The organism is Stenotrophomonas sp. CFBP8980 (genome assembly GCF_034046095.1).
In the GTDB taxonomy this organism is placed as follows: domain Bacteria; phylum Pseudomonadota; class Gammaproteobacteria; order Xanthomonadales; family Xanthomonadaceae; genus Stenotrophomonas; species Stenotrophomonas lacuserhaii.
The window spans coordinates 814,290-839,742 of sequence record NZ_JAXCXF010000001.1 but is presented as its reverse complement, the minus strand read 5'-3'; the positions used below and the strand labels follow the sequence as shown (position 1 = coordinate 839,742).

Annotated in this window: 21 protein-coding genes; 6 read left to right on the top strand and 15 right to left on the bottom strand. The window is 66.9% G+C overall.

Annotated elements, in window-relative coordinates:
• Positions 1-41: 41 nt before the first annotated feature.
• Genes SOM47_RS03725 through SOM47_RS03705 form a run of 5 tightly spaced genes read right to left on the bottom strand, consistent with a single transcriptional unit; the run spans position 42 to position 5,690 of the window.
• Positions 42-1,109, bottom strand: coding sequence for an acyltransferase family protein (locus SOM47_RS03725; RefSeq protein ID WP_320504798.1), 1,068 nt, complete (start codon positions 1,107-1,109; stop codon positions 42-44).
• Positions 1,106-2,254, bottom strand: coding sequence for an N-acetylglucosamine-6-phosphate deacetylase (gene nagA / locus SOM47_RS03720; RefSeq protein WP_192082906.1), 1,149 nt, complete (start codon positions 2,252-2,254; stop codon positions 1,106-1,108). Before nagA ends, SOM47_RS03725 begins: the two co-directional genes overlap by 4 nt.
• Positions 2,254-3,282, bottom strand: coding sequence for an SIS domain-containing protein (locus SOM47_RS03715; protein ID WP_320504797.1), 1,029 nt, complete (start codon positions 3,280-3,282; stop codon positions 2,254-2,256). Before SOM47_RS03715 ends, nagA begins: the two co-directional genes overlap by 1 nt.
• 8 nt (positions 3,283-3,290) lie before the next feature.
• Complete coding sequence (locus SOM47_RS03710) at positions 3,291-4,358, bottom strand: LacI family DNA-binding transcriptional regulator (RefSeq protein WP_042614153.1); 1,068 nt, start codon at positions 4,356-4,358, stop codon at positions 3,291-3,293.
• A gap of 42 nt (positions 4,359-4,400) precedes the next feature.
• On the bottom strand, positions 4,401-5,690 hold the full coding sequence (locus SOM47_RS03705) for a sugar MFS transporter (protein WP_042614154.1): 1,290 nt from the start codon (positions 5,688-5,690) through the stop codon (positions 4,401-4,403).
• 362 nt (positions 5,691-6,052) lie between these two features.
• Between SOM47_RS03705 and SOM47_RS03700 the strand changes: the two genes are divergently transcribed.
• The 3 genes from SOM47_RS03700 to nagX all read left to right on the top strand — a co-directional run bounded on the left by SOM47_RS03700 (position 6,053) and on the right by nagX (position 12,316).
• Complete coding sequence (locus tag SOM47_RS03700) at positions 6,053-7,072, top strand: glucokinase family protein (RefSeq protein ID WP_320504796.1); 1,020 nt, start codon at positions 6,053-6,055, stop codon at positions 7,070-7,072.
• 167 nt (positions 7,073-7,239) lie between these two features.
• Positions 7,240-9,870, top strand: coding sequence for a TonB-dependent receptor (locus SOM47_RS03695; RefSeq protein WP_320504795.1), 2,631 nt, complete (start codon positions 7,240-7,242; stop codon positions 9,868-9,870).
• A 121-nt stretch (positions 9,871-9,991) separates the two neighbouring features.
• Positions 9,992-12,316, top strand: coding sequence for a beta-N-acetylglucosaminidase NagX (nagX, locus tag SOM47_RS03690; RefSeq protein WP_320504794.1), 2,325 nt, complete (start codon positions 9,992-9,994; stop codon positions 12,314-12,316).
• Between the two features lie 113 nt (positions 12,317-12,429).
• Here the strand turns inward: nagX and SOM47_RS03685 are convergent, their stop codons facing one another.
• Complete coding sequence (locus tag SOM47_RS03685; RefSeq protein WP_042614166.1) at positions 12,430-12,807, bottom strand: VanZ family protein; 378 nt, start codon at positions 12,805-12,807, stop codon at positions 12,430-12,432.
• Positions 12,808-12,812: 5 nt separating this feature from the next.
• A complete protein-coding gene (locus tag SOM47_RS03680) occupies positions 12,813-13,997 on the bottom strand; it encodes a class I SAM-dependent methyltransferase (protein WP_042614158.1) in 1,185 nt (394 codons plus the stop codon).
• 57 nt (positions 13,998-14,054) lie between these two features.
• Here SOM47_RS03680 and SOM47_RS03675 point away from each other — a divergent pair, with 57 nt between their 5' ends.
• A complete protein-coding gene (locus tag SOM47_RS03675) occupies positions 14,055-14,792 on the top strand; it encodes a pteridine reductase (protein ID WP_320504793.1) in 738 nt (245 codons plus the stop codon).
• Positions 14,793-14,962: 170 nt separating this feature from the next.
• Here SOM47_RS03675 and folK read toward each other — a convergent pair whose 3' ends face one another.
• A complete protein-coding gene (gene folK, locus SOM47_RS03670; RefSeq protein WP_320504792.1) occupies positions 14,963-15,463 on the bottom strand; it encodes a 2-amino-4-hydroxy-6-hydroxymethyldihydropteridine diphosphokinase in 501 nt (166 codons plus the stop codon).
• Between the two features lie 86 nt (positions 15,464-15,549).
• On the opposite strand from folK, the gene SOM47_RS03665 reads away from it, so the two are divergent.
• Positions 15,550-16,290: a proteasome-type protease gene (locus SOM47_RS03665; protein ID WP_042614159.1), complete on the top strand. Its 741-nt coding sequence runs from the start codon at positions 15,550-15,552 to the stop codon at positions 16,288-16,290.
• Between the two features lie 95 nt (positions 16,291-16,385).
• Here SOM47_RS03665 and SOM47_RS03660 read toward each other — a convergent pair whose 3' ends face one another.
• The 3 genes from SOM47_RS03660 to SOM47_RS03650 form a co-directional block, all read right to left on the bottom strand.
• Positions 16,386-17,903 carry an ATP-binding response regulator gene (locus SOM47_RS03660; protein WP_320504791.1) on the bottom strand — a complete coding sequence of 506 codons (1,518 nt, stop codon included), beginning with the start codon at positions 17,901-17,903 and terminating at the stop codon, positions 16,386-16,388.
• Between the two features lie 144 nt (positions 17,904-18,047).
• Positions 18,048-18,398: a hypothetical protein gene (locus tag SOM47_RS03655; RefSeq protein ID WP_320504790.1), complete on the bottom strand. Its 351-nt coding sequence runs from the start codon at positions 18,396-18,398 to the stop codon at positions 18,048-18,050.
• A gap of 125 nt (positions 18,399-18,523) precedes the next feature.
• A complete protein-coding gene (locus SOM47_RS03650; RefSeq protein WP_042614161.1) occupies positions 18,524-18,904 on the bottom strand; it encodes a BON domain-containing protein in 381 nt (126 codons plus the stop codon).
• Positions 18,905-19,074: 170 nt separating this feature from the next.
• Here SOM47_RS03650 and SOM47_RS03645 point away from each other — a divergent pair, with 170 nt between their 5' ends.
• Entirely contained in the window at positions 19,075-20,112 is a 1,038-nt protein-coding gene (locus SOM47_RS03645) for an oxidoreductase (RefSeq protein ID WP_320504789.1), read from the top strand.
• Positions 20,113-20,200: 88 nt separating this feature from the next.
• Here SOM47_RS03645 and gnd read toward each other — a convergent pair whose 3' ends face one another.
• The 4 genes from gnd to SOM47_RS03625 form a co-directional block, all read right to left on the bottom strand.
• Positions 20,201-21,106, bottom strand: coding sequence for a phosphogluconate dehydrogenase (NAD(+)-dependent, decarboxylating) (gene gnd, locus SOM47_RS03640; protein ID WP_320504788.1), 906 nt, complete (start codon positions 21,104-21,106; stop codon positions 20,201-20,203).
• 5 nt (positions 21,107-21,111) lie between these two features.
• Positions 21,112-22,404: a hypothetical protein gene (locus SOM47_RS03635; RefSeq protein WP_320504787.1), complete on the bottom strand. Its 1,293-nt coding sequence runs from the start codon at positions 22,402-22,404 to the stop codon at positions 21,112-21,114.
• Positions 22,405-22,406: 2 nt separating this feature from the next.
• Complete coding sequence (locus tag SOM47_RS03630; RefSeq protein ID WP_320504786.1) at positions 22,407-22,994, bottom strand: DUF2242 domain-containing protein; 588 nt, start codon at positions 22,992-22,994, stop codon at positions 22,407-22,409.
• A 119-nt stretch (positions 22,995-23,113) separates the two neighbouring features.
• The gene (locus tag SOM47_RS03625) at positions 23,114-25,291 is read right to left on the bottom strand and encodes a carboxy terminal-processing peptidase (RefSeq protein ID WP_042614165.1); all 2,178 of its coding nucleotides are present in this window, start codon (positions 25,289-25,291) and stop codon (positions 23,114-23,116) included.
• Positions 25,292-25,453: the final 162 nt, after the last annotated feature.

Sequence of the window (25,453 nt, the reverse complement as noted above, 5' to 3'; positions counted from 1 at the left end):
AAAGTCTTGGGCTCACGCACTGCGAACATGACTTAACTGGTTCAGATCTTCAGGTAAATGCGGCGTGCGTCCAGCCACCATGCCACCGCCCACCATGCAGCGACGAAGGACACTGCAATCAGCAGCGAGGCCGTGGCCAGCTGCGTCGGCATTACCCCAGCGGCAACGTTCCAGGCCGCCTGCCAGAGCCCACTGGCGCCCAGCAGCACCGACATCACCGATGCACCGAGGTATACGGTGATGGCATTCACGCCGAAGCGGCGCCCCAGCGCAGGCCAGCCGCGCTGGTCGATCAGCCGATGCGCGGCAAGCAGGGCCATGATCGCCAGGCCCCCCGTCCAGAGCACATAGGGCGGCGTCCACAGATTCTTGTTGAGTGGCAGCCACATCGCTGCTGCCAAGCCGACCGCCAGCAGCAGCGCGCCGCTGGCGGCCAGCCGCAGCGCCCGGCCGGCACGCAGCTGCTGCCCCGTCAGCAGCCCCAGCAGCGTGGTCGCCAGCGCACCCAGCGTGCTCATCAGTCCTTCCGGATCGTGACCCAGTCCGGTCGCCGCGTCGTACTGGTAGATCCACGGGGCAAACAGCGCGATGTCCAGCCGGCTCACCGGGTTGAGCAGTGGCGCCAGCGTATCGGCGCCCAGCAGCAGACCGGAATAGCCTGCAAGCAGCAGCACCAGGGCCGCCCACTGCAGCGGCTGGCGCATGTACACCGCCAGCAGCCCCACCAGCGCCGAGCACACCGCGATGCGCTGCAGAACGCCCCACAGGCGGTAGTGCGGCAGCTCCAGCAGCCACCACGCGAGCGCGTGCAGCAGCAGGCCGGCCAGCAGGATCCGCAGCGCGCGGGTCAGCACGCCGCGCGCCAACGCAGGCCGTGCCGCCACATCCGCTGCACGCGGCACCACGCTGAACGCCATCGACACACCGACCAGGAACAGGAAGAACGGGAACACCAGGTCAGTCGGCGTGCAGCCATGCCATGCCGCATGCAGCAGCGGCGCATGCACATGACCCCAGTCGCCCGGGTTGTTCACCAGCAGCATCGCCGCCACGGTGAGCCCGCGCAGCGCATCGATGGATGCCAAGCGTGCGCCGGCCGTCGTGCTCATGCCGCTTCGTACTGTCCGGCAATCCAGGTGCCACGCACCTGCAGGGCATCGTCCAGCAGCACCAGATCGGCCTGGAAGCCATCGGCGATATGACCCAGTCGGTCATCCACGTTGAGGAAGCGCGCAGGGTACGTCGAGGCCATGCGTGCGGCTTCGGCCAGTGGTTGGCCGAGCAGCTGGACGGTGTTGCGCACCGCCGTGGCCATGTCCAGCGCGGAACCGGCCAGTGAACCGGCGGCATTGCGTACCACTCCGTCGACGGCGGTGATGATCTCCCCGTACAGCTCGTAGCTGGGGTCATCCGCACCGACCGGCGGCATCGCATCGGTCACCAGCAACAGGCGGCCGCGCGGCTTGGCGGCAAGCGCCACGCGCAGGCTGCCCGGATGCACGTGCACGCCATCGACGATGATACCGACCCAGCTGTCGCGGTCTTCCAGCGCGGCGCCCACCGCACCCGGTTCGCGGCCCTGCAGCGGTGACATCGCGTTGTACAGGTGGGTGAAGCCGCGGATACCGGCATCCAGCCCGGCACGCACTTCCTCATAGGTCGCTGCGGTATGCCCGGCCGCCACGATGACGCCACGCTCCACCAGCGCGCGGATGGTCTCCAGCGGCACCCGTTCCGGCGCCAGCGTCAGCAGGGTCACGCCATTGTCCAGTGACGCCGCCAGTGCGATTTCATCGGCATCCGGCACGCGGAACTTGCTGGCGTCGTGCGTGCCTTTGCGCGCTGGCGCGATGTACGGGCCTTCCAGGTGGATGCCGATCACCCCGGGCACCGATTGCGCGATGGCATCGTGGGTGGCGGTGATCGCCGCGCGCATCACCTGCAGGTCATCGCTGATCAGCGTCGGCAGCAGCGCGGTGGTACCGAAGCGGCGATGTGCCGCGGCGATGGTGCGCAGGGTCGCCACGTCCGGCGTGTTGTTGAACAGCGCGCCGCCGCCACCGTTGACCTGCACGTCGATGAAGCCCGGCAGCAGCCAGCCGCCACGCAGGTCCACCTGTTCGTCGGCTTGGCCCAGTTGCGGTGCCGCGTCGGGCAGCACCGCACTGATGCGGCCACCTTCGATCACCACCGCGAGGTCATCGCGGAAGTCCTCGCCCACCAGCATCCGGGCATTGCGCAGCACTTGCTTCATCAGACGGTCTCCGTGACCTTGTTCAGGTGCGGCGGCAGGTCGGGGTTGTGCCCGCGACGCAGCGCCAGCGCGTTGATCGCGCGGTAGAAGCTCTGCACCGTCAGCAGCGGTGCGCACAGGGGATGCGGCGCGGCGGCCAACGGCAGGTCACCGCCGGCGCCCGCCAGCCAGACCTGCGCACCGCGCGCGGCGAACTCATCGGCCACCGCGCGCGTGCCGGCGCCTGTTTCGTCGGGCTGGGCGAAGGCCAGCACCGGGAAGCCCGGTCCGACCAGCGCCATCGGTCCGTGCTTGACCTCGGCCGAGCTGTACGCCTCGGCGTGCAGGCCGCAGGTTTCCTTGAACTTCAGCGCTGCTTCCTGGGCCGCGCCAAGGCCGAGGCCACGACCCAGCACGAACAGGTTGCTGGCTTCCACCAGGCCTTCGGTCACCGTACTCCAGTCCGCCTGCCAGGCCTCGCGCAATGCCGCCGGCAGCGCGTCCAGCGCCGCACGCAGCGCGCTGTCCTGCTTCCAGTAAGCAGCCAGTTGCAGCAACGCGGCCAGCGAAGCGAGATAGCTCTTGGTCGCCGCTACGCTGCGTTCGGCCCCGGCGTGCAGCGGGATCACCGTATCGGCCAGCTGCGCCAACGGCGAATCTTCCACGTTCACCAGCGCCACCACGCGTGCGCCGGCAGCTTTGGCCGCTTCGGCGTTGCGCAGCAGGTCCGGGCTCTTGCCGGACTGGGAAATCACGACGAACAACGCTCCGCGCAGCTGCAGCGGCGCGGCGTATACCGATCCCACCGATGGCGAGGCCGACGCCACCACCAGCCCCAGCTGGGTTTCCAGCAGGTACTTGGCGTAGGTCGCCGCATGGTCCGAACTGCCGCGCGCGCAGGTCACCACGAACGGCGGCGGCGAAGCGCGCAGGCTGGCGGCAAGGGTTTCCATCACGCCGTGGTTGCGCGCGAACTGGGCCGCGATGACATCGGCCGCCTCGGCGGCTTCGCGGAACATCAACGTGTCGGCAGGGGCTGGCAGGGGCATGGCGGTACTCAAGGAGGATCGGAAGGAAGGGCGCGCGCGGCGGCCGGTCGCATCGGTGCGGTAGAACCACGCACCACCAGCTGTGGCACGAAGCCCTGGTTGTGCAGCGGCGACGGCGCATCGTCATACGCATCGCTGCGCAGCTGTGCGATGAGCAGGCGCGCGGCATGCCGGGCGATGTCTTCGGTAGCCTGCTTGGCGGTGGTCAACGGCGGCCAGGACTGGCGTGAGAACGGACTGTCCTCGAAGCCGGCGATGGACAGGTCGTAGGGCACGTTCATGCCGGCCGACTTGGCGGCGGCCAGCACGCCGGCGGCGATTTCATCGTTGGAACCGAAGATGGCGGTCGGCGGCTCGCGCAGCGCCAACAGGCGCCGTGCGCCGCGGAAACCATCGTCGAAGGTGTAATCGCCCTGCACCACCAGGTGCTTGTCCACGGTCATGCCGTAGTCCTTCAGCGCCGCTTCGTAGCCGGCATGGCGCTCCACCGATGAGCGGTGTGAACTGCCGCCCCACAGGAAGCCGATGCGCTGGTGCCCAAGCTGGATCAGGTGCTCGGTGACCTCGTAGGCGGCCTCGCGGTCGTCGACGAACACACAGGCCCCGTCGGCGGGATCTTCGGTAGCGGCAATGATGCGCACCAGCTTGATGCCGCGCGCGGTCAATGCCTGCACCAGGTCGCGGCGCTCGGACATCGGTGCGGTCAGCACCAGCCCGGCCAACCTCGAGCGCTGCACCCAGTCGGCCAGTTCTTCGGCCAGCAGTGGCGAACTGGAATCGCAGGGGTGGATCTGCAGCCCGAAGCCGGTCTCGCGGCAGGCCGCCAGCACGCCGTTCTGCACGCCGATGATGTGGTACGGGTTGGGATTGTCATACACCAGCCCGACCACGAAGGTGGTACCGCTGCGCAGGTTGCGCGCCGAGGGATCCGGCTCGTAATCCAGCTCGGCCACCGCACGCAGCACCCGCGCACGGGTGGCCTGCATAACCGATGGCTCGTTGTTGATGACGCGCGACACGGTCTTCAGCGAGACCTTGGCCTTCTCGGCGACGTCCTTGATGGTGGCTCTGCGCATTGCCGTTCCCCGCGGTTGATCCGTGGCGTCCATGATCGCCGATCAGGCGGCGTCGCGTGGCAGGCCCGCGCGGTGCCCGATGGTCGAATAGAACAGGATGTACAGGTAGCACGGGACCATCAGCAGCAGGAACACCAACTGGAAGTCGACATGCTGCTTGAGCACGGCAAAGGCCTGCGGAATGATCGCACCGCCGGCGATGCCCATCACCAGCAGCGCCGAGCCGGTCTCGGTGAAGCGTCCCAGGCCGCGGATCGCGAGCGGGAAGATCGCCGGCCACATCATTGCGTTGGCGAAGCCGAGCAGTGCCACGAAGGCGACCGACACATAACCATGGGTGAAGTAGGCCCCCAGGCAGAACAGCACGCCAAGCGAGGCGGAAAGGCTCAGGTAGCGCGACTGGGAAACAAAACGGGGGATCAGCAGCAGGCCCACCACGTAGCCCACCAGCATCGCCCCCAAGGTAAGCGAGGTGAACATCTTGGTCTGGTCCAGCGGCAGGTCGAATCCATGGCCGTACGTGCCGATGGCATCACCGGCCATGACTTCCACGCCCACATAGACGAACAGGCACAGCACGCCCAGCCACAGGTGCGGGAACTGGAAAATGCTGCTGCGCTCGATCCCGCCCTTTCCGGCCGGTGCGGCATTGGCCTCGGAAGACTTCAGTTCGGGCAGCGGCGAGAACAGCACCGCTACCGACAGCACCACCAGCAACCCGGCCATGCCCAGATAAGGCGCATGGATCTTGGCGGCGAAGTCGTTGAGCAATGCCGCGCGGGTTGCCACGTCGGCCTGCTCCACCGCAGTGGAGAGATCGCCCACGCCATGCAGCACCAGCGTACCGATCAGCACCGGTGCGAGCATGCCGGCGATCTTGTTGCAGATGCCCATCAGCGCAATGCGCCGCGCTGCGGTTTCAATCGGCCCCAGGATGCTGATGTACGGGTTGATCGCGGTCTGCAGCAGTGCCAGGCCACTGCCGATGATGAATAGACCGCCCAGCGCGCCCGGATACCAACGTTGGGTGGCGAACTCACCGAAGGTGGCTGCACCGGCGGCCATCACCAGCAGGCTCAGGCTCAGGCCCTTTTTCATGCCGGTACGGCGCAGTATCCATGAGGACGGCAGCGCGAGGAAAAAGTAGGACAGGTAGAACACCATCAGGACCAGGAAGGCACCCACCTCGTCGAGCTCGAAGGCCAGTTTTACGAACGTGATCAGCGGTCCGTTGAGCCAGGTGAAGAAGCCGATCAGGAAGAACAAGACGCCGACGATGGCGATGGACGTGGTGACGCTGGTACGCGCACCTGCAGCGTGGACGGCGGACATCGGCAAGGCTCCTGCTGCGACTCCGCGCGGGGCGTCGTCGACGAATGGCTGGGAACAACGTTGTCACATTCTTTCGACGGGCATGGGGACTTTGTCAACTCACAAAATCATCATCCGCTTTTTTTGCTGCATCGCCACATAGACATCAGCGTCGTGTGCTGAATACGTCCAATGCCTGGGGCGACTGCGTCGCGGGCTTTCCCCCTGCTCTATCCAACGAGACATGTAATCGTTTTCTCCTGAAATCATTCCCCGCAATGCAGCAACGAAAAATTCACGAAGCCGTTGACATCGTTGTCAACACACCTTCATATTCCGCTCAACGGCGGGTCAATCATGGCCCGCACTCCGCAGGAGCCCGCGTGACCGCTGCCAGCCATCCCGCACCCACCCGTGTCCTCTCCACTGCTGCGCCGGGCTTCCTGGCCGCGGACGTCGGTGGCACCCATGTCCGGGTGGCCCGCGTAGAGGCAAGCGGCGACGCCGCCCATCCGGTGCGCGTGCTGGACTACCGCAAGTACCGCAATGCCGACCACCCCGGCCTGGGCGCGATTCTTTCCGACTTCCTCGGCGACGGCATGCGGCCGGCGCATTGCGTGGTGGCCACGGCCGGCTACGCCCGCGAAGACGGCACGGTGATCACCGCGAACGTGCCCTGGCCGCTGTCGGCGCGCCAGCTGGAAACCGAGGTCGGCGTGCAGCACGTGCACATCGTCAACGATTTCGAAGCCGTGGCCCATGCGGCGGCCCAGGTCGATGCAAGTGGCGTGCTGCAGCTGTGCGGGCCGGATAGCGCGCCGATCGGCCCCACCCTGGTGGTGGGACCGGGCACCGGACTGGGTGCGGCACTTTGGATTCCGACCGCGCATGGTCCGGTGGTGCTGGCGACCGAGGCCGGCCAGGCAAGCCTTGCCGCCAGCGATGAACTGGAAATGGCGATCCTGCGCCACATGCTGCGCGCACGCTCCCACGTGTCGGTGGAACATGCGCTGTCAGGCCCCGGCCTGATCAACCTGTACAGCGCGCTGTGCGCACTGGAAGACCAGCCCGCCGTGCTGGGCACCCCTGATGCAGTGACCGCTGCCGCCATCGCGGGCGCCGACGCAGTGGCACGCAGGGCACTGGACGTGTTCTGCGGCCTGCTCGGCAGCACCGTCGGCGACATGGCCCTGCTGTATGGCGCCCATGGTGGCGTCTACCTGGCCGGCGGCATCCTGCCGAAGATCCGCGATTACCTGCGCGCCAGCACCTTCGTGGCGCGCTATCTCAACAAGGGACCGATGAGCGAAGCGCTGCAGCGGATCCCGGTGAAGGTGGTCGAACATGGCCAGTTGGGTGTCATCGGCGCGGCCAGCTGGTATCTCGGCCAGCAGTCCCGCTGAGCCTGCGGCGCGCTGGAGCGCGCGGTGGCCTGAAACGAACGACGCGGTACCCGGAACACGCAGCACGCTGTACCCGGAACACCCGACCCGCCGGCCGCGGCGAGGTCGTACGACAGCAACAACCACGCGCCGACGCGGCGAAACTTCGTGTGATGAGGAGAGACATCATGAACACCCGCAAGTCCGTACTTTCGGCCGCCATCGTCGGCTGCCTGGCCTTCAGTGCCCACGCCCAGCAGACCCAGACCCCGCAGGACCTGGACACGATCACCGTGGTCGGCATCCGCGCCAGCCTGGAAAAATCGCTGGATACCAAGCGCAACAACGTCGGTGTGTCCGAAGCGATCACCGCCGAGGACATCGGCAAGTTCCCCAGCACGAACGTCGCTGAAGCGCTGTCGCAGATTCCCGGCGTCACCCTGGACCGCCGCTTCGGCCAGGGCGAGCGGGTCAGCATCGACGGCACCGATCCCAGCCTCAACCTGTCCTTCCTGGATGGCCACCCGGTCGCGCAGGCGATCTGGCTGTATGGCGAACAGCCCAACCGTGGCTTCGACTACACCCTGCTGTCGCCGCAGATTCTCGGCCGTGCGGAGATCATCAAGTCCTCCGAGGCACGCCTGACCGAAGGCAGCCTCGGCGGCACCGTGCTGATGCACACCCGCCAACCGCTGGACCTGAAGAAGAACGAAGTGGCCGCCTCTGTAGGCTACAGCTACAGCCAGCAGGCCAGCGAAGGCAAGCCGAACGCTTCGGCGCTGTACAGCTGGAAGAACGACGACGAAACGTTCGGCATCGCCGTTTCCGCGCAGCATTACGAGGAGGCGATCGACCGCCAGGGCATTGAAGTGTTCGGCTACGCCAAGGCCAGCAGCTTCACCAACGCGACGGGCGTGGCCGGCGATGTCGACGTGCCGAACTCGATCAATGCGGCCTGGTTCCAGCAGGAGCGCAAGCGCGACAGCGCCGTGGTCAACCTGCAGTTCAAGCCGAACGAAGACCTCGAGTTCAACCTCAGTGGCCTGTACATCAAGGAAAACTTCGACAACTACAACCAGTCGATGTACTCCTTCCTGACCTGGAACGACGGCACCCGCAACGCCATCGACCAGCTAGGCGGCGTGCGCAACGGCGTGGCCACCAGCGGCCACTCCAATGCCAATGCCGATGCCACCAGTGGCACCGTCATCTATGACAACAACGTGCGCGAATCCGAAGTCACCACCAAGGGCCTGGACCTGCGTGGCGCCTGGAAGGGCGAAGGCTGGGGCGTCAACGGCCAGGTCGGCCAGAGCAAGTCGGAAAACAAGAACCTTGCGCAGTACTTCATCGAACCGGTCTACAACGGTGCCTACAGCTGGAGTGTCGACGACGGCCTGACCTTCGACGACCCGGCCGGCGCGCGTGACCCGGCCAACTGGGGCGCTCCGGGCGGCTGGCTCGGCAACAACGGCATCTTCGCCACCGACAGCAAGGACACCTACGCGCAGCTGGACTTCAACGTGCAGTTCGACAGCGTGTTCAACCAGTTGCAGTTCGGCGTGCGCCACGGCAAGCACGAAGAAAACTTCGAGCTCAACGTGTACGGCGGCGTGCGCACCGGCACCCTGGCCGACGTGGGCACCATCGGCCTGACCGACGGCATCCAGGGCTTCGGTGACGACCAGTCGCACCACATCCAGGTGGGCCGGGACAACGTGCTGGCCTGGGTCAAGGGCAGCCCGCTGGACTTCGCCAACCCCGATCCGTCCAGCTACCTCAACAACAGCTGGGCACTGGAGCAGACCAACAACGCCGCCTACGCGCAGTTGAACTTCTCCAACGGCCCGCTGCGCGGCAACGTCGGCGTGCGCTACGTGGATTCCAAGACCGACGGCAGCGGCTTCGTCTACGGTGGCACGCCGACCCTGACCGACCTGGACAGCAAGTGGCAGACCCGGAGCAAGAAGGAAGACTTCGTGCTGCCGTCGGTGAGCCTGGCCTGGGATACAGACAGCGACTGGGTGTTCCGCTTCTCCGGTGCGAAGGTGATCGCCTGGGCGCCGTACAACCAGATGGTCAACAACACCTTCCTCAACGATACCCAGTTGACCGGTTCGGGCGGCAACGCCAACCTGTCGCCGTATGAGTCGTGGAACTTCAACGCTTCGGCCGAGTATTACTTCGCGCCGCAGGCGGTCGTGGCGTGGTCGATCTTCTACAAGAAGATCGAGAACTACATCGACACCTCGGCCACCATCGAGCGCCAGTACAACTCCATCCGCGATACCTCGCCGCTGACCTGGGACAGCGTCGTGGGCACCAACGGCTGCACGGCCGATGGTTACTGCGACTACAGCATCCAGCGTCCGCGCAATGCCGGCAGCGGCCATGTCAAGGGCTTCAACCTGAGCTTCCAGCAGCCCTTCGGCGAGAGCGGATTCGGCCTGACCGGCAACTACACCTACGCCAACGGCGAGAACAACACCGGTGATCCGCTGCCCTACCAGTCGCGCAATGCCGTGGCCTTCAGCCCGTACTACGAAAAGGGCCCGCTTAATGCCCGCCTGACCTACAACTGGCGTGACAGCTACCTGGCCGGCGGTTACGTGGCCGGCGCGGCACCGGCAAGCGTGGACGACTACGCCGAACTGGGCGCCAGCATCGGCTACACCTTCAACGAAAACTGGTCGCTCAACATCGACGCACAGAACCTGCTGGACGAGACCTACTTCCAGTACCTGGGCGACAAGGAGCACCTGGCCGGCAAGTACAAGAGTGGCCGCCGCTACATGGCCACGGTGCACTTCAAGTTCTAAGCTGCAGCTGGCAATGTCCCATCGCAACGGGCCCGGTCATCCGGGCCCGTTGCATGATGGGGACGGTAAAACGGGAGGCACCGGCCAAACGCCGGCGCCCCGCCACCACAGGAGTCACCTGATGCGCTTCACCTCCCTGGCCCCGCTGCTGCTGTGCCTGGCCATCGCGCCGCTGGCGCGCGCCGCCGATGCACCGGCCATCGACAACGCCCCCGGCCCGTTGCTGCGCGACGGCAGCCTGCCGCTCATTCCCGCACCGGCCCACCTGGAACGCCTCGATGGCGCGCCCTTCAAGGTGGAAGCCAGCACCCCGGTGTGGGCGCGCGGCGACGCGGCCACGCGCGTGGCACGCCAGTTCAGCACGCTGTTGCGCGACAGCGGCGGCCCCACCCTGCCGGTCAAGAACGGGAACGGCAAGAACGGCGTCAACTTCGTGCTCGACACCGCGCTGAAGAGCGGCGCCGAAGGCTACCAGCTGCGCTCCAACGGCGATGGCGTGACCGTTGCCGCGGCTACCGAAGCCGGCCTGTTCTACGGGGCGGCGACGTTGTCGCAACTGTTCACCAGCAACACCGACGGTGCCCTGCCGGCACTGCGCATCGACGATGCCCCGCGCTTCAGCTGGCGCGGCCTGATGTTGGACTCGGCCCGGCACTTCCAGAGCCTGGACGAGATCAAGCAGGTGCTCGATGCGATGGCCGCGCACAAGCTCAATACCTTCCACTGGCATCTCACCGATGACCAGGGTTGGCGCATGGAAATCAAGCGCTACCCGAAGCTGACCGAGGTCGGCAGCTGCCGCATCCCGGCCGGTGACGGTGGCCGCGATCCGGCCACCGGTGCACCGCGTCCCTACTGCGGCTTCTATACCCAGCAACAGATCCGCGAGGTCATCGCCTACGCCGCCGCCCTGCATATCCAGGTGATCCCGGAGATCGACGTGCCGGGCCACGCCACCGCTGCCATTGCCGCCTACCCGGAGCTGGGCGTGCTGGATACGCCGCTGCAACCGCTGAGCGAATGGGGCGTATTCCCCAACCTGTTCAACACCGAGGAAAGCACGTTCACCTTCCTTGAAAACGTGTTGGAGGAAGTCATCGCGCTGTTCCCTTCGACTTACGTGCACGTGGGCGGCGATGAAGCGGTAAAGGACCAGTGGATCGCCTCGGCGCGTGTGCAGCAGCGCATGCGCGAACTGGGCGCCAGCGATGAAATGCAGATGCAGAGCCACCTGATCAAGCGGCTGGAAACCTTCCTGGAACAGCACGACCGGCGCCTGATCGGCTGGGATGAAATCCTCGAAGGCGGCCTGCCGCCGCAGGCCACGGTGATGTCCTGGCGCGGTACCGAGGGCGGCCTGAAGGCGGCCAGCGAAGGCCACGACGTGGTGATGTCGCCGGTCACCGACATGTACATGGACTATCTGCAGACCTCATCGCCGAACGAGCCGCCGGGCCGTCCGCTGCTCACCACACTGGCCCGCACCTACGCCTTCGAACCGGTTCCGGCGACGCTGGCAGCGGACAAGCAGCACCACATCCTCGGCCTGCAGGCCAACATGTTCACCGAACACACGCGCAGCTACGCGCGCCTGCAGCACAACCTGTTCCCGCGCCTGGCCGCGGTGGCCGAGACCGGCTGGAGTCCGGTGCAGCAGCGTGATTTCCGCGACTTCCTGGCCCGCCTGCCGACGCAGCTGCAGCGCTACCGCGCGTGGGGCCTGGCCTATGCACAGACGCCGTTCGAGGTGGCCGTCGAGCATCAGGATGACCGGCGCGCCGGCAACGTGCAGATCAGCCTGGCCAACCCGCTGGGCTACGAAGTGCGCTATCGCACCGATGGCCAGCCGGTGACCGCGGCTTCGCCGTTGTACGAAGCGCCACTGCAGGCCCAGCTGCCGGTGACCGTGCACGCTGCCGCGTTCTTCAACGGCCAGCCGCTGGCTGCCGCTCCCAGCGTGGCCGCGTTCACCGCACAGTCGCTGCTGACCCGCCGCGACGACGAACTGCTGACCTGCCCCGGCCCGGGGCAGCTGCTGCTGCGACTGGAAGATGACGGCCCGGCTGACGGTGCCCGCGCGGTGTTCAACGTCAACATCTTCAATCCGTGCTGGCGCTGGGCCGATGCCGGTCTCACCGGCATCCGCACGCTGAAGGTCCGTGCTGGCCGCATTCCTTACTACTTCCAGCTGGCCCACGACGAACCGCAGCGCAAGTTCGAAGCGGCCAGGCGGCCACACGGTGAAATGAAGGTCCGCCGTGGCGACTGCACCGGCCCGGCATTGGCCGAAGTACCGTTGCCCGCCAGCACCGGTGCCGATGGATTCGTCACCCTGGAGGCGGCATTGCCCAAGCAGGTGACCGGCAAGGGCGACCTGTGCATCAGCTTCACCGGTGACACCCGTCCGGCGATGTGGGTGCTGGAAGAAGTGACCCTGGCCCGATAGCGCAGCGGACCCGGTAGCGCCGCGGACCCGGTAGCGCCGAGCCATGCTCGGCGAGCGCAGCGGCGCTTCAGGCAGCCCGCCGAGCATGGCTCGGCGCTACCACCCGTCCGGCATCAGCCGCGCAGGCGCAACAACAGGTCGCGCCACGGCGTCAGCGCCGTGGCGAGGCCAGCCACTACCCCGACGGTATTGGCCAGCGCATCGCCCGGGTCGGCCATGCGGGTTTCGGTCAGCGCGCCCTGCGCGATCTCGATGCCGACCCCCATCAGCACCAGGCCCACGGCCACCCACAGCAGCGCGCGCCCGCGCTGGAACACCTGCACGGCACTGCCCCCCAGCAGGAAGTACGCGAGGAAATGCTCTACCTTGTCACTGCCCTGCGGCAGCGCCAGCGGCGGCGGTGGGATCAGGCAGACCACGATCACCGTCGCCACCGCAGCCAGCCACACGCACAGCCAGAACCGCCGATGGCGCAGTGGCTTGAGCCACATGCCGCTCACAGCCGCCAGCTCAGGTCACCGAGTTCGAAAGACGGTTCGAAATCCACATCGCGCTGCAGGCCGATCACCTGGAAGCGCTCGCCCATGCCGCTGGGCAGGGTGAGCTTTTTCACCTCCTCACGCAGCTGTACACGGCCCACGTCGTCGGTGCGCTCATCGGCCAGTGCGAGCACCTGGTCCAGCCCGTTACCGAGCAGGAAACTGGCCTGGCTGCAGTAACCGGCCAGGTCGAAGCCGGCATGCAGGCCCGCTTCGGCCATGGCGGTGAAATCCACCGAGGCGGTGATGTCCTGCAGGCCCGGCCACAGGTACACCTCGTTGTGCACGTGGTGGCGGTAGAACGCACGCACGGTACCGTCATCGCGCTCCGGCAGGTAGTACTCGCCGCGGCTGTAACCGTAGTCCACGAACAGCATCGCGCCGCGCTTCAGTCCGCCGGCCACCGCCTGCAACCAATAGGGAAGCTGCGGCAGCAGTTCGGACCGGTAGCCATCGGCGAACGGCTTGTCCAGGTAACGCTCCAGGTGCCGTACCGCGCCGTTGAGCAGCATGTCCGCCGGTGCCGTGGCGCGCACGAACTGGTCGTTGGCGTCCAGCGCCACGGTTTCCTCGTACACCTCACCGGCGTTGATCACGAAGCGCGGCGTAGGCAGTGCATCAATCACCTCGTTGGCGAACACCACGCCTTCCCAGTCGTCGTCGAACGGCCGGTCCAGCCATTCCACGCGCCCGCCGATCTCCGCCGGCAGGTTCTGCTGCAACCGCTCGCGCTGGCGCTGGCGCAGGTCCGCGCTGGGCTCGAGGATCGCATAGCGCGCGGGCAGCGCCTGCAGTTCCGCCAGCCGCAGCAGCAGCGCTTCGGCGAAGGCACCGGTACCCCCTCCGAGTTCAAGCAGGCGGGCCTGCGGTCCCAGCTGGCCGAACACCGGGGCCAACGCATTGGCGACCGTGGCAGCGAAAAGTCCGCCCATTTCAGGCGCAGTGGTGAAGTCGCCGCTGGCGCCGAACTTGCTGGCGCCGGCGCTGTAATACCCCCAACCGGGTGTGTACAGGCACAGCTCCATGAAGCGCGAGAACGGGATCGCACCGCCCTGCGCGCGGATTTCATCGCGCAGGGCGGCCGCCAGCTGTTCGCTATGGGCCAGGGCATCGGTATCGGGCAGCGGAAGGGTGGACTGCATGGCGTCTTCAAATGCGGTGACAATGGTGCACAGGATAGCCGAGCCATGGAGTACCCGATGACCCCTCCCGCCCCCGTGGCCCTGATCACCGGCAGCGCGCGCCGCATCGGTGCGGCCATTGCCGGTCATCTGCACCAGGCCGGCTACAACATCGTGCTGCACGCCAACCGCTCCACCGACGAGCTGCAGCAGGCCGCTTTCGCGTTTGAGCTGGCGCGGCCGGGCAGCGTGCTGGCACTGCAGGCCGACCTGCGCGAGGCTGATGCCTTGGCCGACCTGATCGAACAGGCAGCGGCCCATTTCGGCAGGCTGGATGCACTGGTCAACAATGCCTCCAACTTCTTCGCCACACCGCTTGGGCAGATCACCGCCGAAGCCATCGATGACCTGTACGCGGTGAACGCCCGCGCGCCGCTGCTGCTGGGGCAGGCCGCCGCGCCCCACCTGCGGCGCAGCCACGGCAGCATCGTCAACCTCACCGACCTGCACGGCAGCCAGCCCATGCGCGACCATCCCGCCTACTGCATGGCCAAGGCAGCGCTGGAAATGGTCACCCGCTCACTGGCGCTGGAGCTGGCGCCCAAGGTCCGGGTGAACGCGGTGGCGCCCGGCGCCATCCTGTGGCCGGAAAGCGGCAAGGATGATTTCGCCCGCGAGGCGTTGCTGGCGCGCACCCCGCTGGCGCGCATCGGCACGGTGGAAGAGATCGCCGAGGCGGTACGCTGGCTGATCGCCGATGCCGGCTTCGTCACCGGCCATACGCTGCGGTTGGATGGCGGCCGCACGCTGTCCTGAGGCGTCGGCTTCGGTCGTGACGACCGCAGTGGTTGGCGACTGCGGTGGGTGACGACCGTTGGTCGTCACCGCCTTTGCCGCTGCGCTCGCCGAGCATGGCTCGGCGCTACCTGGTCTGCTGCGCTCGCCGGGCATGGCGCGGCGCTGCCGGGAGGGGGGACGCCGCAGCATCAGCCCTCTTCGTCGGGACCCAGTTCCACCACCTCGAAGGCGTCGCCGAACTGGCGATGGGCGCGCCACAGCGCCTCCAGGGTCAGCCCGCTGACCGGATCGACGAAGTCCGGTGCGATGTCGGCCAGCGGCTTGATCACGAACGCATGCTTCAATTCCGGACGGGGAATGCGCAGGTGACCGGGCCCTTCCACGATCAGATCGCCGTAGAACACCACGTCGATGTCCAGCGTCCGGTCGGAAAAGCGCGGCCCGCTGCGATCACGCCCGTGCCGGTCTTCCAGCGCATGCGCCCACGCGTCCAGCGTGTGCAGGTCCAGATCGGTTTCGATGGACACCGCATTGTTGAGGAACGCCGGGCCGTCAAAGCCCACCGCCGCGGTGCGGTAGGCCGGAGACACGGTGATGGCGCCGAAACGTTCCGCCAGGGCGGCCACGGCGGCATGCAGGTGACGGCGGGGCTGGACATTGCTGCCCAGGCTGAGGAGCACGGTGGTCATGCGGATCATCGGGTGGCAGGGGGGAGGTAATGTCTTCATCACGGCATCACCCGTACCATTGGACCGCACTTGATGGGACGATGCCAATGACTTATTGCGTCGGAATCGACGTGGACGAGGGGCTGGTCTTTGCGGCCGACACCCGCACCAATGCGTCGGTGGACGATGTACGCGTCCATCGCAAGCTGCATGTCTTCGAATACCCCGGCGAGGCGGTGTTCGTGCTGATGGCCAGCGGCAACCTGGCCACCACCCAGCTGCTGGTATCACGCCTGCAGCGCGACGTGGAAGAGCAGCGCACGCCGAACCTGCGCAGCCTGCGCCACCTGTTCGAGGTGGCCGAATATGTCGGCGCGCTGCTGGTCGACAGCCAGGTCAAATGCCGCGACGTGGAACACGGCCACGACGGGGTGAACACCCAGGCGACCTTGATCCTCGGGGGGCAGATCGCTGGTGAACGACCCGGGCTGTACATGATCTATCCCCTTGGCAATGCCATCTCCGCCTCGCCCGAGACGCCGTACCTGCAGATCGGTGAATCCAAGTACGGCAAGCCGATCCTGGACCGCATCATCCGGCCGCGCACGCGACTGGACGATGCGGCCCGCACCGCAGTGGTGTCGCTGGATTCCACCATCCGTTCGAACCTGTCGGTGGGCCTGCCGCTGGACCTGGCGCTGGTGCGCCGCGACGAACTGCGGATCGGCGGACAGCTGCGCCTGAGCGGCGATTCGCCGCTGTATGCCGATATCCACCGCAACTGGGCGCACCGGCTGGAGCAGGCAGTGGCGGCGCTGCCGCGCTTCCCGTGGGAACAGCAGGCGTGATGCCTGGGTAGCGCCGCGCCCTGCTCGGCGAGCGCGAAGCCGTGACGACCAGCGGTCGTCATCCACCTACAGCTGGGCATGACGGCCAGCGCCCGTCACCACCGGTGCGAGCGCAGCGCCTCGGCTACCGAACGGAACACCTGCTGCATTTCCAGCGGCTTGCGCAGCGCGTGCAGCGTAATCCCCGGTGGCGCGACAACCGGCGACACGCAGGCCTCATCGCGCAGCAGCAGTGCCGCGCCGCGGTACCCGCGTGCCGAGAGCTCCGACAACAGCGCGCTGGCGGTCAGCAACTGGGCGCCGCCATCGAGGATGACCAGCGCCGGCATGGCATCGGGCCCCACCGCCCGCAGCGCCGCTGCGCCGTCGGATGCCAGCTGCAGCACATACCCTTGGCTGGACAAGGCGTTGCCCAGCAGCGACAGGCGGGTTGCCTCGGCATCCACGACCAGGATGGACTGCCCCGTGCCTGCGGCCGTTGGTGCGCTGGGCGGCACCGGCAGCTCGGCCTGCTCGCTGACCGGCAGGTGCAGATCGAAACGCGTCCCCTTGCCCACGGCGCTGGTCACGACGATGCGCCCGCCGCAGCTTTCCACGATTCGTTTGCAGGACACCAGCCCCAGGCCGGTGCCGTCCGGCTTGGTGGTGAAGAAGGGGCTGAACAGCCGTTCCAGCGTAACGGCATCCATGCCGAGGCCTTCGTCGATCACCGAAATGACCAGCCACTGCCGCCCCTCGCGTGTGCCGTCCGGGCCCACCCGCAGGGTGAGCCTGCCGCCATCGGGCATCGCCTGGAGGGCATTGAGTGCAAGATTGAGCAGCACCTGTTGCAGCTCGGTGTAATTTCCGTCCACTGCCGGCGCGCCCTCCGCCGCCTCCACCTGCAGCTCGACATCGCTGGGCAGGGTGCCGCGCAACAGCAACTGCACCGCCTCGAACAGATGGTGTACCGGTACCCGCTCGCTCGGCTTGCGCGAGCCGCGCACGAAGGACAGCATCGACTCCGCCATCTCATGCCCGCGCCGGCCGCATTCGGCGATGACCTCGGCCATGTGCAGCAGTTGTGGATCCTGCGTCCGGGCTTTCAGCAACTCCGGCACGATCAGCAGAGGCTGCAGGATATTGCGCAGGTCGTGGCTGAGTCCGGCCGCGAGCAGCGACAGGCTTTCCAGCCGCTGCGCGCGCATCAGCTCCCCTTCCACCTGCTGCCGTTCGCCCGTCGCACGCGCATCGCGCACGGCGCGGGCGACCGCCGAAGGCAGCCGCGCGGGCTGGTGCTTGAGGATGTAATCGCTTGCGCCGCGTTGCAGCGCGGCCACCGCCGCGTCTTCGCCAAGCGTGCTGGACAGGAACAGGAACGGCAGTTCCGGTTGCGCCAGGCGCACGATGTCCAAGGCCTGGAAGCCCGAAAAAGCGGCCATGTTCAACTCGGCCAGCACCACGTCCGGCTGGAAGGACTGCAGCGCAGCCAGCAACTGGCTTTCTTCGTCCACCCGTTGGAAAGTGGCGCGCATGCCCGCAGCAAGGATCTGCGCGATGACGCGCTCGGCATCGTCGGGCATGTCCTCGACCAACAGGATACGCAGATCGCCCACCTCAGTTTTCACTGGCATGGTCTCACCCTGGCTGCCCATATCGCCGATCCCCCAGCAAACTTCAGAACGCCGCCCCCCGCGCCGCGCGACCACCCAGGCCGCGAAGGGCGCGTGAAGCCACTATAGTCCAGCGGGGACGCCTCCGGCCATGGGATAGCGGCGTCAGCCCAATGCCCGGCGCAGGATCCTGTCCACGGCCTTCCAGTCGACCGCTCGCGCCGCCACGGCCGCCTGTGGATCCGGATCGACCGACGGTGACGGGGCCAGGAACACCGGCTTGCCGAACGTCCAGTACATCACCGTACCCACGCTGACCAGTGTGGCGACCGCCAGCAGCAGCCTGCGCCAGCTGGCCGTCGCCGGGGCCGACGCGGGAGCCTCGCGCATTCGGGCGGGAAGCGGCGCGTTGCGGACCTGGACAGGCCAGGCCGCAGGCAGTCCGGCTGGGCGCGGCACTGCCGTTACGGTGGCTTGGGAGGGCAGCAGCGCAGCCACGTCCATCGCGTGGATCATCACGTCAGTCCATGAAGGTCAGCAGCCGACGATTGCACCAGCTCGACGCCGCCCAGGCCAGAGCCAGATACGGCAAAGGCGCCCACCTGGAGCGCCTCCGCCACTACCTCTACCGGACTACCGACTTACTTCGTCGACGCGGTACCAGCGACCTTCAGCTGGCTGGAATCAACGCGGGTAACGCCCTTGATCCCCTTCGCCGTGTTGACCGCCTTGTCATGCTCGGCCTTGTTGGCCACGTTGCCCTGCAGGGTCACCACACCATTGACCGTGGTCACGCTGATGTCGGTTGCCGGCACATTGCTGCTCACGGCCAGGTCACCTTTGACCTTGGTGGTGATCCACGTATCGGTCACCGGCTCGTTGGAGTCGTGGTTCGCCGCGTGGGTCCGATCCTGGGCCATCGTGCCGCCCTTCTTCGCCGGATCGTTGGCCATCGCCAGCGGTGCAGCCAGCAGCATGCCCAGGCCAATGGTCGCAGTAAGCAGCTTGGAATTCGTCTTCATCGTACGGTCCTCCTCGTTGGTGGATGGAGTGTCCCGTAACGGGCGTCCAGCCCGCGTGCCGGTACTGTCATGCCGGGGTGAACCAGAGCGCGAGGTGCTACATCCGTTCAGGTTTTGCACCGCGTGGACGAGCCGTTAGGCTGGTCACCCCCACCAACGCGGAGCGCGCCATGCCTGTCGACCTGCAGGTTGCACTGATCGGCTACGGCCTCGCCGGGCGGGTTTTCCATGCGCCGCTGATCCAGCACACGCCGGGGCTTTACCTGCACAGCGTGGTCAGTTCGCGTCGTGATGAACTGCGCCGCCACTTCACCGACGTGCACGTGCGCGCCGCACCCGCTGAGGTACTCGAAGACCCCGCGGTGGATGCGGTGATCGTTGCAACGCCCAACGAACAGCACGCGCCATTGGCCATCGCCGCACTGCGCGCAGGCAAGCACGTGCTGGTGGACAAGCCCTTCGCGCTGGACACCGCGCAGGCTGAAACCGTGCTGCGCGCCGCAGAAGACAACGCGCGGGTGGTCACTGTCTTCCAGAACCGGCGTTTCGATGCGGACTTCCTCACTCTGCGCCACCTGCTGGCTACCGACGTGCTGGGTCATATTGCCGAATGCCATTCCCACTTCGACCGTTTCCGTCCGCAGGTTCGCGACCGCTGGCGCGAGCGTGAGCAACCCGGTGGCGGCCTGTGGTACGACCTGGGTCCGCACCTGCTTGACCAGATGCTGCAGCTGTTCGGTTGGCCGCAGGCGATCACCGCAGACCTGGATCGCCAACGCGGCGAAGGCAGCACCGATTACCTGCATGCGGTGCTGCACTACCCCCGCATGCGCGCCATCGTGCATGCGGGTTCGCTGGTCAGCGCAGCAGCGCCGCGCTTCAGCGTGCACGGCAGCAAAGGCAGCTGGATCAAGCAGGGACTGGATGTGCAGGAGGCACAGCTGGCCGCAGGCAAGGCACCCGGTGCGCCAGGCTGGGGGCTGGATCCGCTGCATGGCATCCACTCGGCCTTCGACGAGGCCGGCACGTTGCAGCACACCACCGTGGACAACGTGCCGGGAGACTATCGGCGGCTGTACAGCACCTTCGCTGCGGCGATCCGTGGTGAAGGCCCGGCCGAGGTCACCCCGGAGCAGGCGCTGCAGCTGATGCAGTTGCTGGATGCCGGCCGCCGCAGCGCGCGCGAAGGCCGCACCGTCGCGCTGTGACGTGCCTGGTGTAGCGCCGAGCCATGCTCGGCGGCTTTTTGCGGTTCGGCCCGCGTCCGCCGAGCATGGCTCGGCGCTACCACAGCGCTCAGGACTTCTTGATCGCGTGCCCGCCGAATTCATTGCGCATCGCCGCCAGCAGGCGGTCGCTGAAACTGTTCGACTGGCGCGAACGCAGCCGCTCCAGCAGTGCCAGCGTGATCACCGGCGCAGGCACGTCCAGCGCGATGGCCTCGGCCACGGTCCAGCGGCCCTCGCCGGAATCCTCCACGAAGGGCGCAATACCGTCCAGCGCCGGATTGCGCTGCAGCGCCTGCGCGCTCAGGTCCAGCAGCCACGAACGCACCACGCTGCCGTGGCGCCAAACCTCGGCGACCTGGCCCAGGTCGAGTTCCATTTCTTCTTTCCGCTCCATCAACGCGAAGCCTTCGGCATAGGCCTGCATCATTCCGTACTCGATGCCGTTGTGGATCATCTTGGTGTAGTGCCCTGCCCCGCTCGGCCCCACCCGTGCCCAACCGCGATCGGCAGCGGGAGCCAGAGCCTGGAATACCGGTGCCAGTTGTTCGACGGTGGCGGCGTCGCCCCCGATCATCAGGCTGTAGCCTTCCTGCAGTCCCCACACCCCGCCGCTGGTCCCGCAGTCCAGGTAGAAAATGTCATCGTCGGCGAGCGAACGCGCGCGGCGGATGGAATCCTGGTAGTTGGAGTTGCCGCCATCGATCACCACGTCGCCTTCAGCGAGATGCGGGACCAGCTGCGCCAATGTCTGGTCGACGGTATCGCCGGCCGGCACCATCAGCCACACCACGCGCGGCACCGGCAGCGCGGCGACGGCCTCGGCCAGCGTTGCGAACACCTCCAGTCCCGATTCCGCCGCCCGCGCGCGTGCCGCTTCCATCGGGTCATGGCCCACCACGCGGTGGCCGCCACGCTGCAGTCGCTGGGCCATGTTGGCGCCCATCCGGCCGAGGCCGATCATTGCGATATCCATCTATTTCACCTTTGCGTTGAGGGACGGCGACCGGCATCGCCGTCGGGTCCGGAATCAGAAGTCAGGCTGCCCGGCAGTCCGGTTGCCGCGCAGTGGCGCAACTGCGCCTGCTGCCAGCGCCGGTACAGCGTGGTAGGCAGATTGTGCACCGTCAGCTCCACCGTAAACGGCGTGCGCGGGTTGCGGTCCAGCAGGCGTGCGACATGCAAGCCGATGGGCTTTATACCGCGCGGGTGTACGAAGATCAGGAACTGCCGGTAGAACGGATCGTCCAGCACGGCGTCCATGCGCTCCACCAGCACCGCTTCATCCTCGGTGAGCGATGCGCGCAGTGCAGTATCGCGCTCGGCCAGCAGGCGTTCGAAGAAGCGAACGCCACGCCGTGGCAGCTGCCGGGACAGTTCCCAGAGTTCCCGGTTACGCTGGTCGTACCAGCCGAATCCACCGTGCCGCCGCAGCGCCTCGGCCGCCTCGGCGCCCACGTCCACGACGATGAAATTCTCGGCCTGGTTGTTCAGGTCGTCCAGCGTTTCCCGGCCGAGCGCGTGGGTGAGGTAACCCGGCGCCCCCATGAAAGCCTGGCGGCCCATCGCCGAGGTGCGTACCGCCTTGCCGTCGGCGAACAGGTCGCCAGCGTGCGCGCCGAGCAGGATGCTGTTGGTGTCGTGCAGGCCGACGAACGTGCCGATGCCGAGCTCATCGTTGTCGAACGCCGTGTCGAAGGAGGCATCCCCGTGCAGCTCGCGCTGCGTGGCCAGTTGGGCGACCTGGCGGCCGACGCCGCATTCGCTGCGCACCTTGCCGGTGTAGAACGCCGCCAGTGCCTGGCTGTTGCTGGCCGCTGGCTGGAAACCCCGCCCCAGGCTGCGCGTACGCTGCCAGCCCTGTGCCTGCGCCCCGCGCGCGCCGAATCCAATCCATCCCAGCTGCAGGCCTGAAAACCGATAGCCCGGATTGTTTTCCAGCGCGTGGGCCGCCCGCCGCGCTGCGTCGCCCACCCGCATTGCATAGGCGCAGACACTGGCCGGATCGTCCAGCAGCTGCTGCATGAATTCCGCGCGTTCGGCAGGCTGCCATTGGCGCGGAAGCGTGGCGCGCAGATCGCCCTGCGCGTGCGCATGGCGTAGATCTTCGCGGGTGCAGACAGGGCCGCCGTGCACGTCGGGTGTGGTCACCGCCGCCGACTCGAATCGCCATCCCAGGCGTTCCAGCAACCCCTGCGTGCACTCCGGCGCGGCCGACAGCGCCGTCCCCGGAACGACCAGCAGCACCCCCAGCAGCGCAGCGCCTGCGCGCATGTTCAGCGCAGTCCGTCGTCCGTGCTCTCAGTCGGCGGCGGATCCGCTGCGGGCGCCGGGGCTGAAGCCGGGGCCGCCACCACCGGCAGGTACTGCTGCAGCCGCTGGAAGAACCGACCATAGAACTCGCCGTCCTGCACCGTGCTGCTGGCCACCTTCACCAGCGAGTCGTCGTTGCTGCCGAACGGCAGCGACACCGAGCCCAGCGCGCCTACGCCGACGCTGGCCGAGGTCGGACTCTTCTTCAACGCATAACGGTCCTGAACCGCGCTGATGAACACCAGCGCCTGCTCGCCGCGGGGCGCACAGGAAATACGCAGCACCAGCTGTTCGTGGTCGTCATCGCGCGGCTGGAAATTCTTGCTGCCTTCCACGCCGGTCCCGTCGGCACGAGCGATCGCATAGCCCTGGCTGAGCAGGGTGCGCCGGGCGGCCTCGCAGGCCTCGGCCGGCGAACCGTCCACGGTGCGCGAGTACATGTCGCCGGAATCAAACGATTCCCGCAGCAAGGTACTGTCGGCCGCACGGCCACCACAACCGGACAGGCCGGCCATCAGCACTACGGGAGTAAGAAAGACGGCAGTCCGCATGGACGTTCCTGCAACGATTGACTCGCTGCAGCATAGCGTGCGCTGCGTAAGCGGCAGGTTTACGCCCATGGCGCGCCGGCTGGCGGCGCGCCATGGGTTGGCGATGGTTCAGCGGGTGCTCAGTCCGCCCAGCGGCCTGCGCCGGTGGACTGCGGCAGCACCTGGGCGGACAGCGGGCGGTCCTCTTCCAGCAGGTTCACCGCATCGGCCAGGATCGCCGCCGATTCGCGCAGCAGCGGGTCCGGACGCTTTTCGGCGGCCTTCTCGCGGGCGGCATCCTTGACGATGTCGCGCTCGTTGCCGGTCAGGCCATCGTCGTTGCTGTCATCGGCGAGCGGATCCAGGTCCAGGCCCAGCTCCTTGCGCACGGCCTGGCGGTCGGCGCGCTGCTTGTCCTGGCGCTCACGTTCGGTGCGGCGCTCGGCCTCGTTGAGCGAGATGTACTTCTTGGCCTTCTCTTCGCGGAACTGCTGCACGTCCTCGTTCCACCACTGGAACTCCTTGTCAGCGGCAATTCGCGTGTCGTGGCGGCTTTCCAGCTTGGGCAGCAACGGGCCGAAGTTACCATACTGGGTATGCGGCACGGCGGCGATGCGGGTCCACGGCAGTGCGTTGTCGTAGGTACTTTCGCCGAACTCGCTGGCATCCACGCTGGCCGGGAAGGCCAGGTCGGGCACCACGCCCTTGTGCTGTGTGCTGCTGCCGCTGACGCGGAAGAACTGCGCGATGGTCAGCTTGACCTGGCCGAAGCGCTGGGCTTCGCCGCTCGGCCAGCGGTCCAGGTCGACGATGTTCTGCACGGTGCCTTTGCCGAAGGTGGTCTCACCGATCACCAGGCCACGACCGTAGTCCTGGATGGCACCGGCGAAGATCTCCGAGGCCGAAGCCGAACCGCGGTTGATCAGCACCGCCAGCGGACCGTCCCACGCCACCGCTTCGCTGCGATCACTGTTGACGGTGACGCGACCACCGGATTCGCGCACCTGCACCACCGGCCCCTGTTCAATGAACAGACCGGTCAGCTCGATGGCTTCATCCAGCGACCCGCCGCCGTTGTTGCGCAGGTCCAACACCACGCCGTCCAGCTTGTCGGTCTTGAAACCGGCCAGCAGCTTGGCCACGTCGCGGGTAGCGGACGCATAGTCGGTCGCGTTGCGGCGACGGCCTTCGAAATCCTGGTAGAACGTCGGCAACTTGATCACCCCGACCTTGCGCTCCGGCGCTCCGTCCTTGCCCGGGATGGTCAGGGTCTCGCCCTTGGCCGCCTGTTCGGCCAGGCGCACTTTCTGGCGGGTCAGCACCAGCGTATGGTGCTTGCCGTCCACGCCCTCTTCGGCCGGGATGAACTCCAGCCGCACCTGGGTGTCCTTGCTGCCGCGGATCTTGGCGACCACGTCATCGATGCGCCAGCCGATCACATCTTCGATCGGACCGGAGGTGCCCTGGCCAACGCCGACGATGCGGTCGCCGGGCTTGAGCTTGCCATTCACCGCCGCCGGGCCACCGGCGATGATCTCGCGGATCACCACCATGTCGTCCTGGCGCTGCAGCTGCGCGCCGATGCCTTCCAGCGACAGCGACATCGCCTGGTTGAAGTTTTCGGCGGTGCGCGGGGTGAAGTAATCCGTGTGCGGGTCAACGGCACTGGTGTAGGCGTTGAGGAAGAACTGGAACACGTCCTCGCCCTTCAGCTCGTTGACCGACTTTTCCAGCGTGGCGTAGCGCTTGTCCAGCGTGGTGCGGATCTCGTCCGGCTTCTTGCCGGCCAGCTTCAGGCGCAGCCAATCGTTCTTCACCGACTTGCGCCACAGTTCATCCAGCTCGGCATCGCTGGCCGCCCACGGCACATCCTTGCGGTCGTACTCGAACTTCTCGTCGGTGCTGAAATCCGGCTCGCGCTTCAGCAGATTGCGTGCATAGCCCACCCGCTGGCCGACGCGCTGCTTGTAGACCGAAAACACCTGGAAGGCCGGCTCCAGTTCGCCGCCGCGGATGGCCGTGGCGATGCCGGCCTCGAACGGGGCGAACTTCGCCACGTCGGCCTGGGTGAAGAACTGCTTGCCGCCATCGAGGGTCTCCAGGTAACGCTTGAAGACGTCCTTGGAAGTGGCTTCATCCAGCGCGCGCGGCCGGTAGGCGTAGCGGCTGTCGGACAGCAGCCCATAAACCAGCTTGGAGGTGGTCGCCTGGTCTGCGGTGGCGGCGGCCGGCAGCGCCGGTCCGTCTGCCTGCGCCGACAGCGCCAGCGGTGCGGTGAGTGCCAGGGCAATCAGGAATGCGGGGGCTTTGAATTTCATGGAATTGCTCAGGGCACCTTGCCGAAAGGAAGACTGCGTGCATTACAGACACCACGACAGTGCCGAAAGTTGCGCGCTTTGTCACCCGCGTTCATGGAACGCGTGTTTCCAGCCTAGACGGGGTCCTGTAGCAGCATGTGAACGAGGATCGGGACCTCGGTA

Bases quoted from the DNA above. Each gene is read 5' to 3' on its own strand.
- nagX (WP_320504794.1), top strand. From the start codon at position 9,992: ATGCGCTTCACCTCCCTGGCCCCGCTGCTGCTGTGCCTGGCCATCGCG.
- SOM47_RS03630 (WP_320504786.1), bottom strand. From the start codon at position 22,994: ATGCGGACTGCCGTCTTTCTTACTCCCGTAGTGCTGATGGCCGGCCTG.
- folK (WP_320504792.1), bottom strand. From the start codon at position 15,463: ATGACCACCGTGCTCCTCAGCCTGGGCAGCAATGTCCAGCCCCGCCGT.
- SOM47_RS03695 (WP_320504795.1), top strand. From the start codon at position 7,240: ATGAACACCCGCAAGTCCGTACTTTCGGCCGCCATCGTCGGCTGCCTG.
- SOM47_RS03685 (WP_042614166.1), bottom strand. From the start codon at position 12,807: ATGTGGCTCAAGCCACTGCGCCATCGGCGGTTCTGGCTGTGCGTGTGG.
- SOM47_RS03715 (WP_320504797.1), bottom strand. From the start codon at position 3,282: ATGCCCCTGCCAGCCCCTGCCGACACGTTGATGTTCCGCGAAGCCGCC.
- SOM47_RS03645 (WP_320504789.1), top strand. From the start codon at position 19,075: ATGCCTGTCGACCTGCAGGTTGCACTGATCGGCTACGGCCTCGCCGGG.
- SOM47_RS03665 (WP_042614159.1), top strand. From the start codon at position 15,550: ATGACTTATTGCGTCGGAATCGACGTGGACGAGGGGCTGGTCTTTGCG.
- SOM47_RS03675 (WP_320504793.1), top strand. From the start codon at position 14,055: ATGACCCCTCCCGCCCCCGTGGCCCTGATCACCGGCAGCGCGCGCCGC.
- SOM47_RS03680 (WP_042614158.1), bottom strand. From the start codon at position 13,997: ATGCAGTCCACCCTTCCGCTGCCCGATACCGATGCCCTGGCCCATAGC.
- SOM47_RS03625 (WP_042614165.1), bottom strand. From the start codon at position 25,291: ATGAAATTCAAAGCCCCCGCATTCCTGATTGCCCTGGCACTCACCGCA.
- SOM47_RS03650 (WP_042614161.1), bottom strand. From the start codon at position 18,904: ATGAAGACGAATTCCAAGCTGCTTACTGCGACCATTGGCCTGGGCATG.
- nagA (WP_192082906.1), bottom strand. From the start codon at position 2,254: ATGAAGCAAGTGCTGCGCAATGCCCGGATGCTGGTGGGCGAGGACTTC.
- gnd (WP_320504788.1), bottom strand. From the start codon at position 21,106: ATGGATATCGCAATGATCGGCCTCGGCCGGATGGGCGCCAACATGGCC.
- SOM47_RS03635 (WP_320504787.1), bottom strand. From the start codon at position 22,404: ATGCGCGCAGGCGCTGCGCTGCTGGGGGTGCTGCTGGTCGTTCCGGGG.
- SOM47_RS03725 (WP_320504798.1), bottom strand. From the start codon at position 1,109: ATGAGCACGACGGCCGGCGCACGCTTGGCATCCATCGATGCGCTGCGC.
- SOM47_RS03655 (WP_320504790.1), bottom strand. From the start codon at position 18,398: ATGATCCACGCGATGGACGTGGCTGCGCTGCTGCCCTCCCAAGCCACC.
- SOM47_RS03710 (WP_042614153.1), bottom strand. From the start codon at position 4,358: ATGCGCAGAGCCACCATCAAGGACGTCGCCGAGAAGGCCAAGGTCTCG.
- SOM47_RS03660 (WP_320504791.1), bottom strand. From the start codon at position 17,903: ATGCCAGTGAAAACTGAGGTGGGCGATCTGCGTATCCTGTTGGTCGAG.
- SOM47_RS03705 (WP_042614154.1), bottom strand. From the start codon at position 5,690: ATGTCCGCCGTCCACGCTGCAGGTGCGCGTACCAGCGTCACCACGTCC.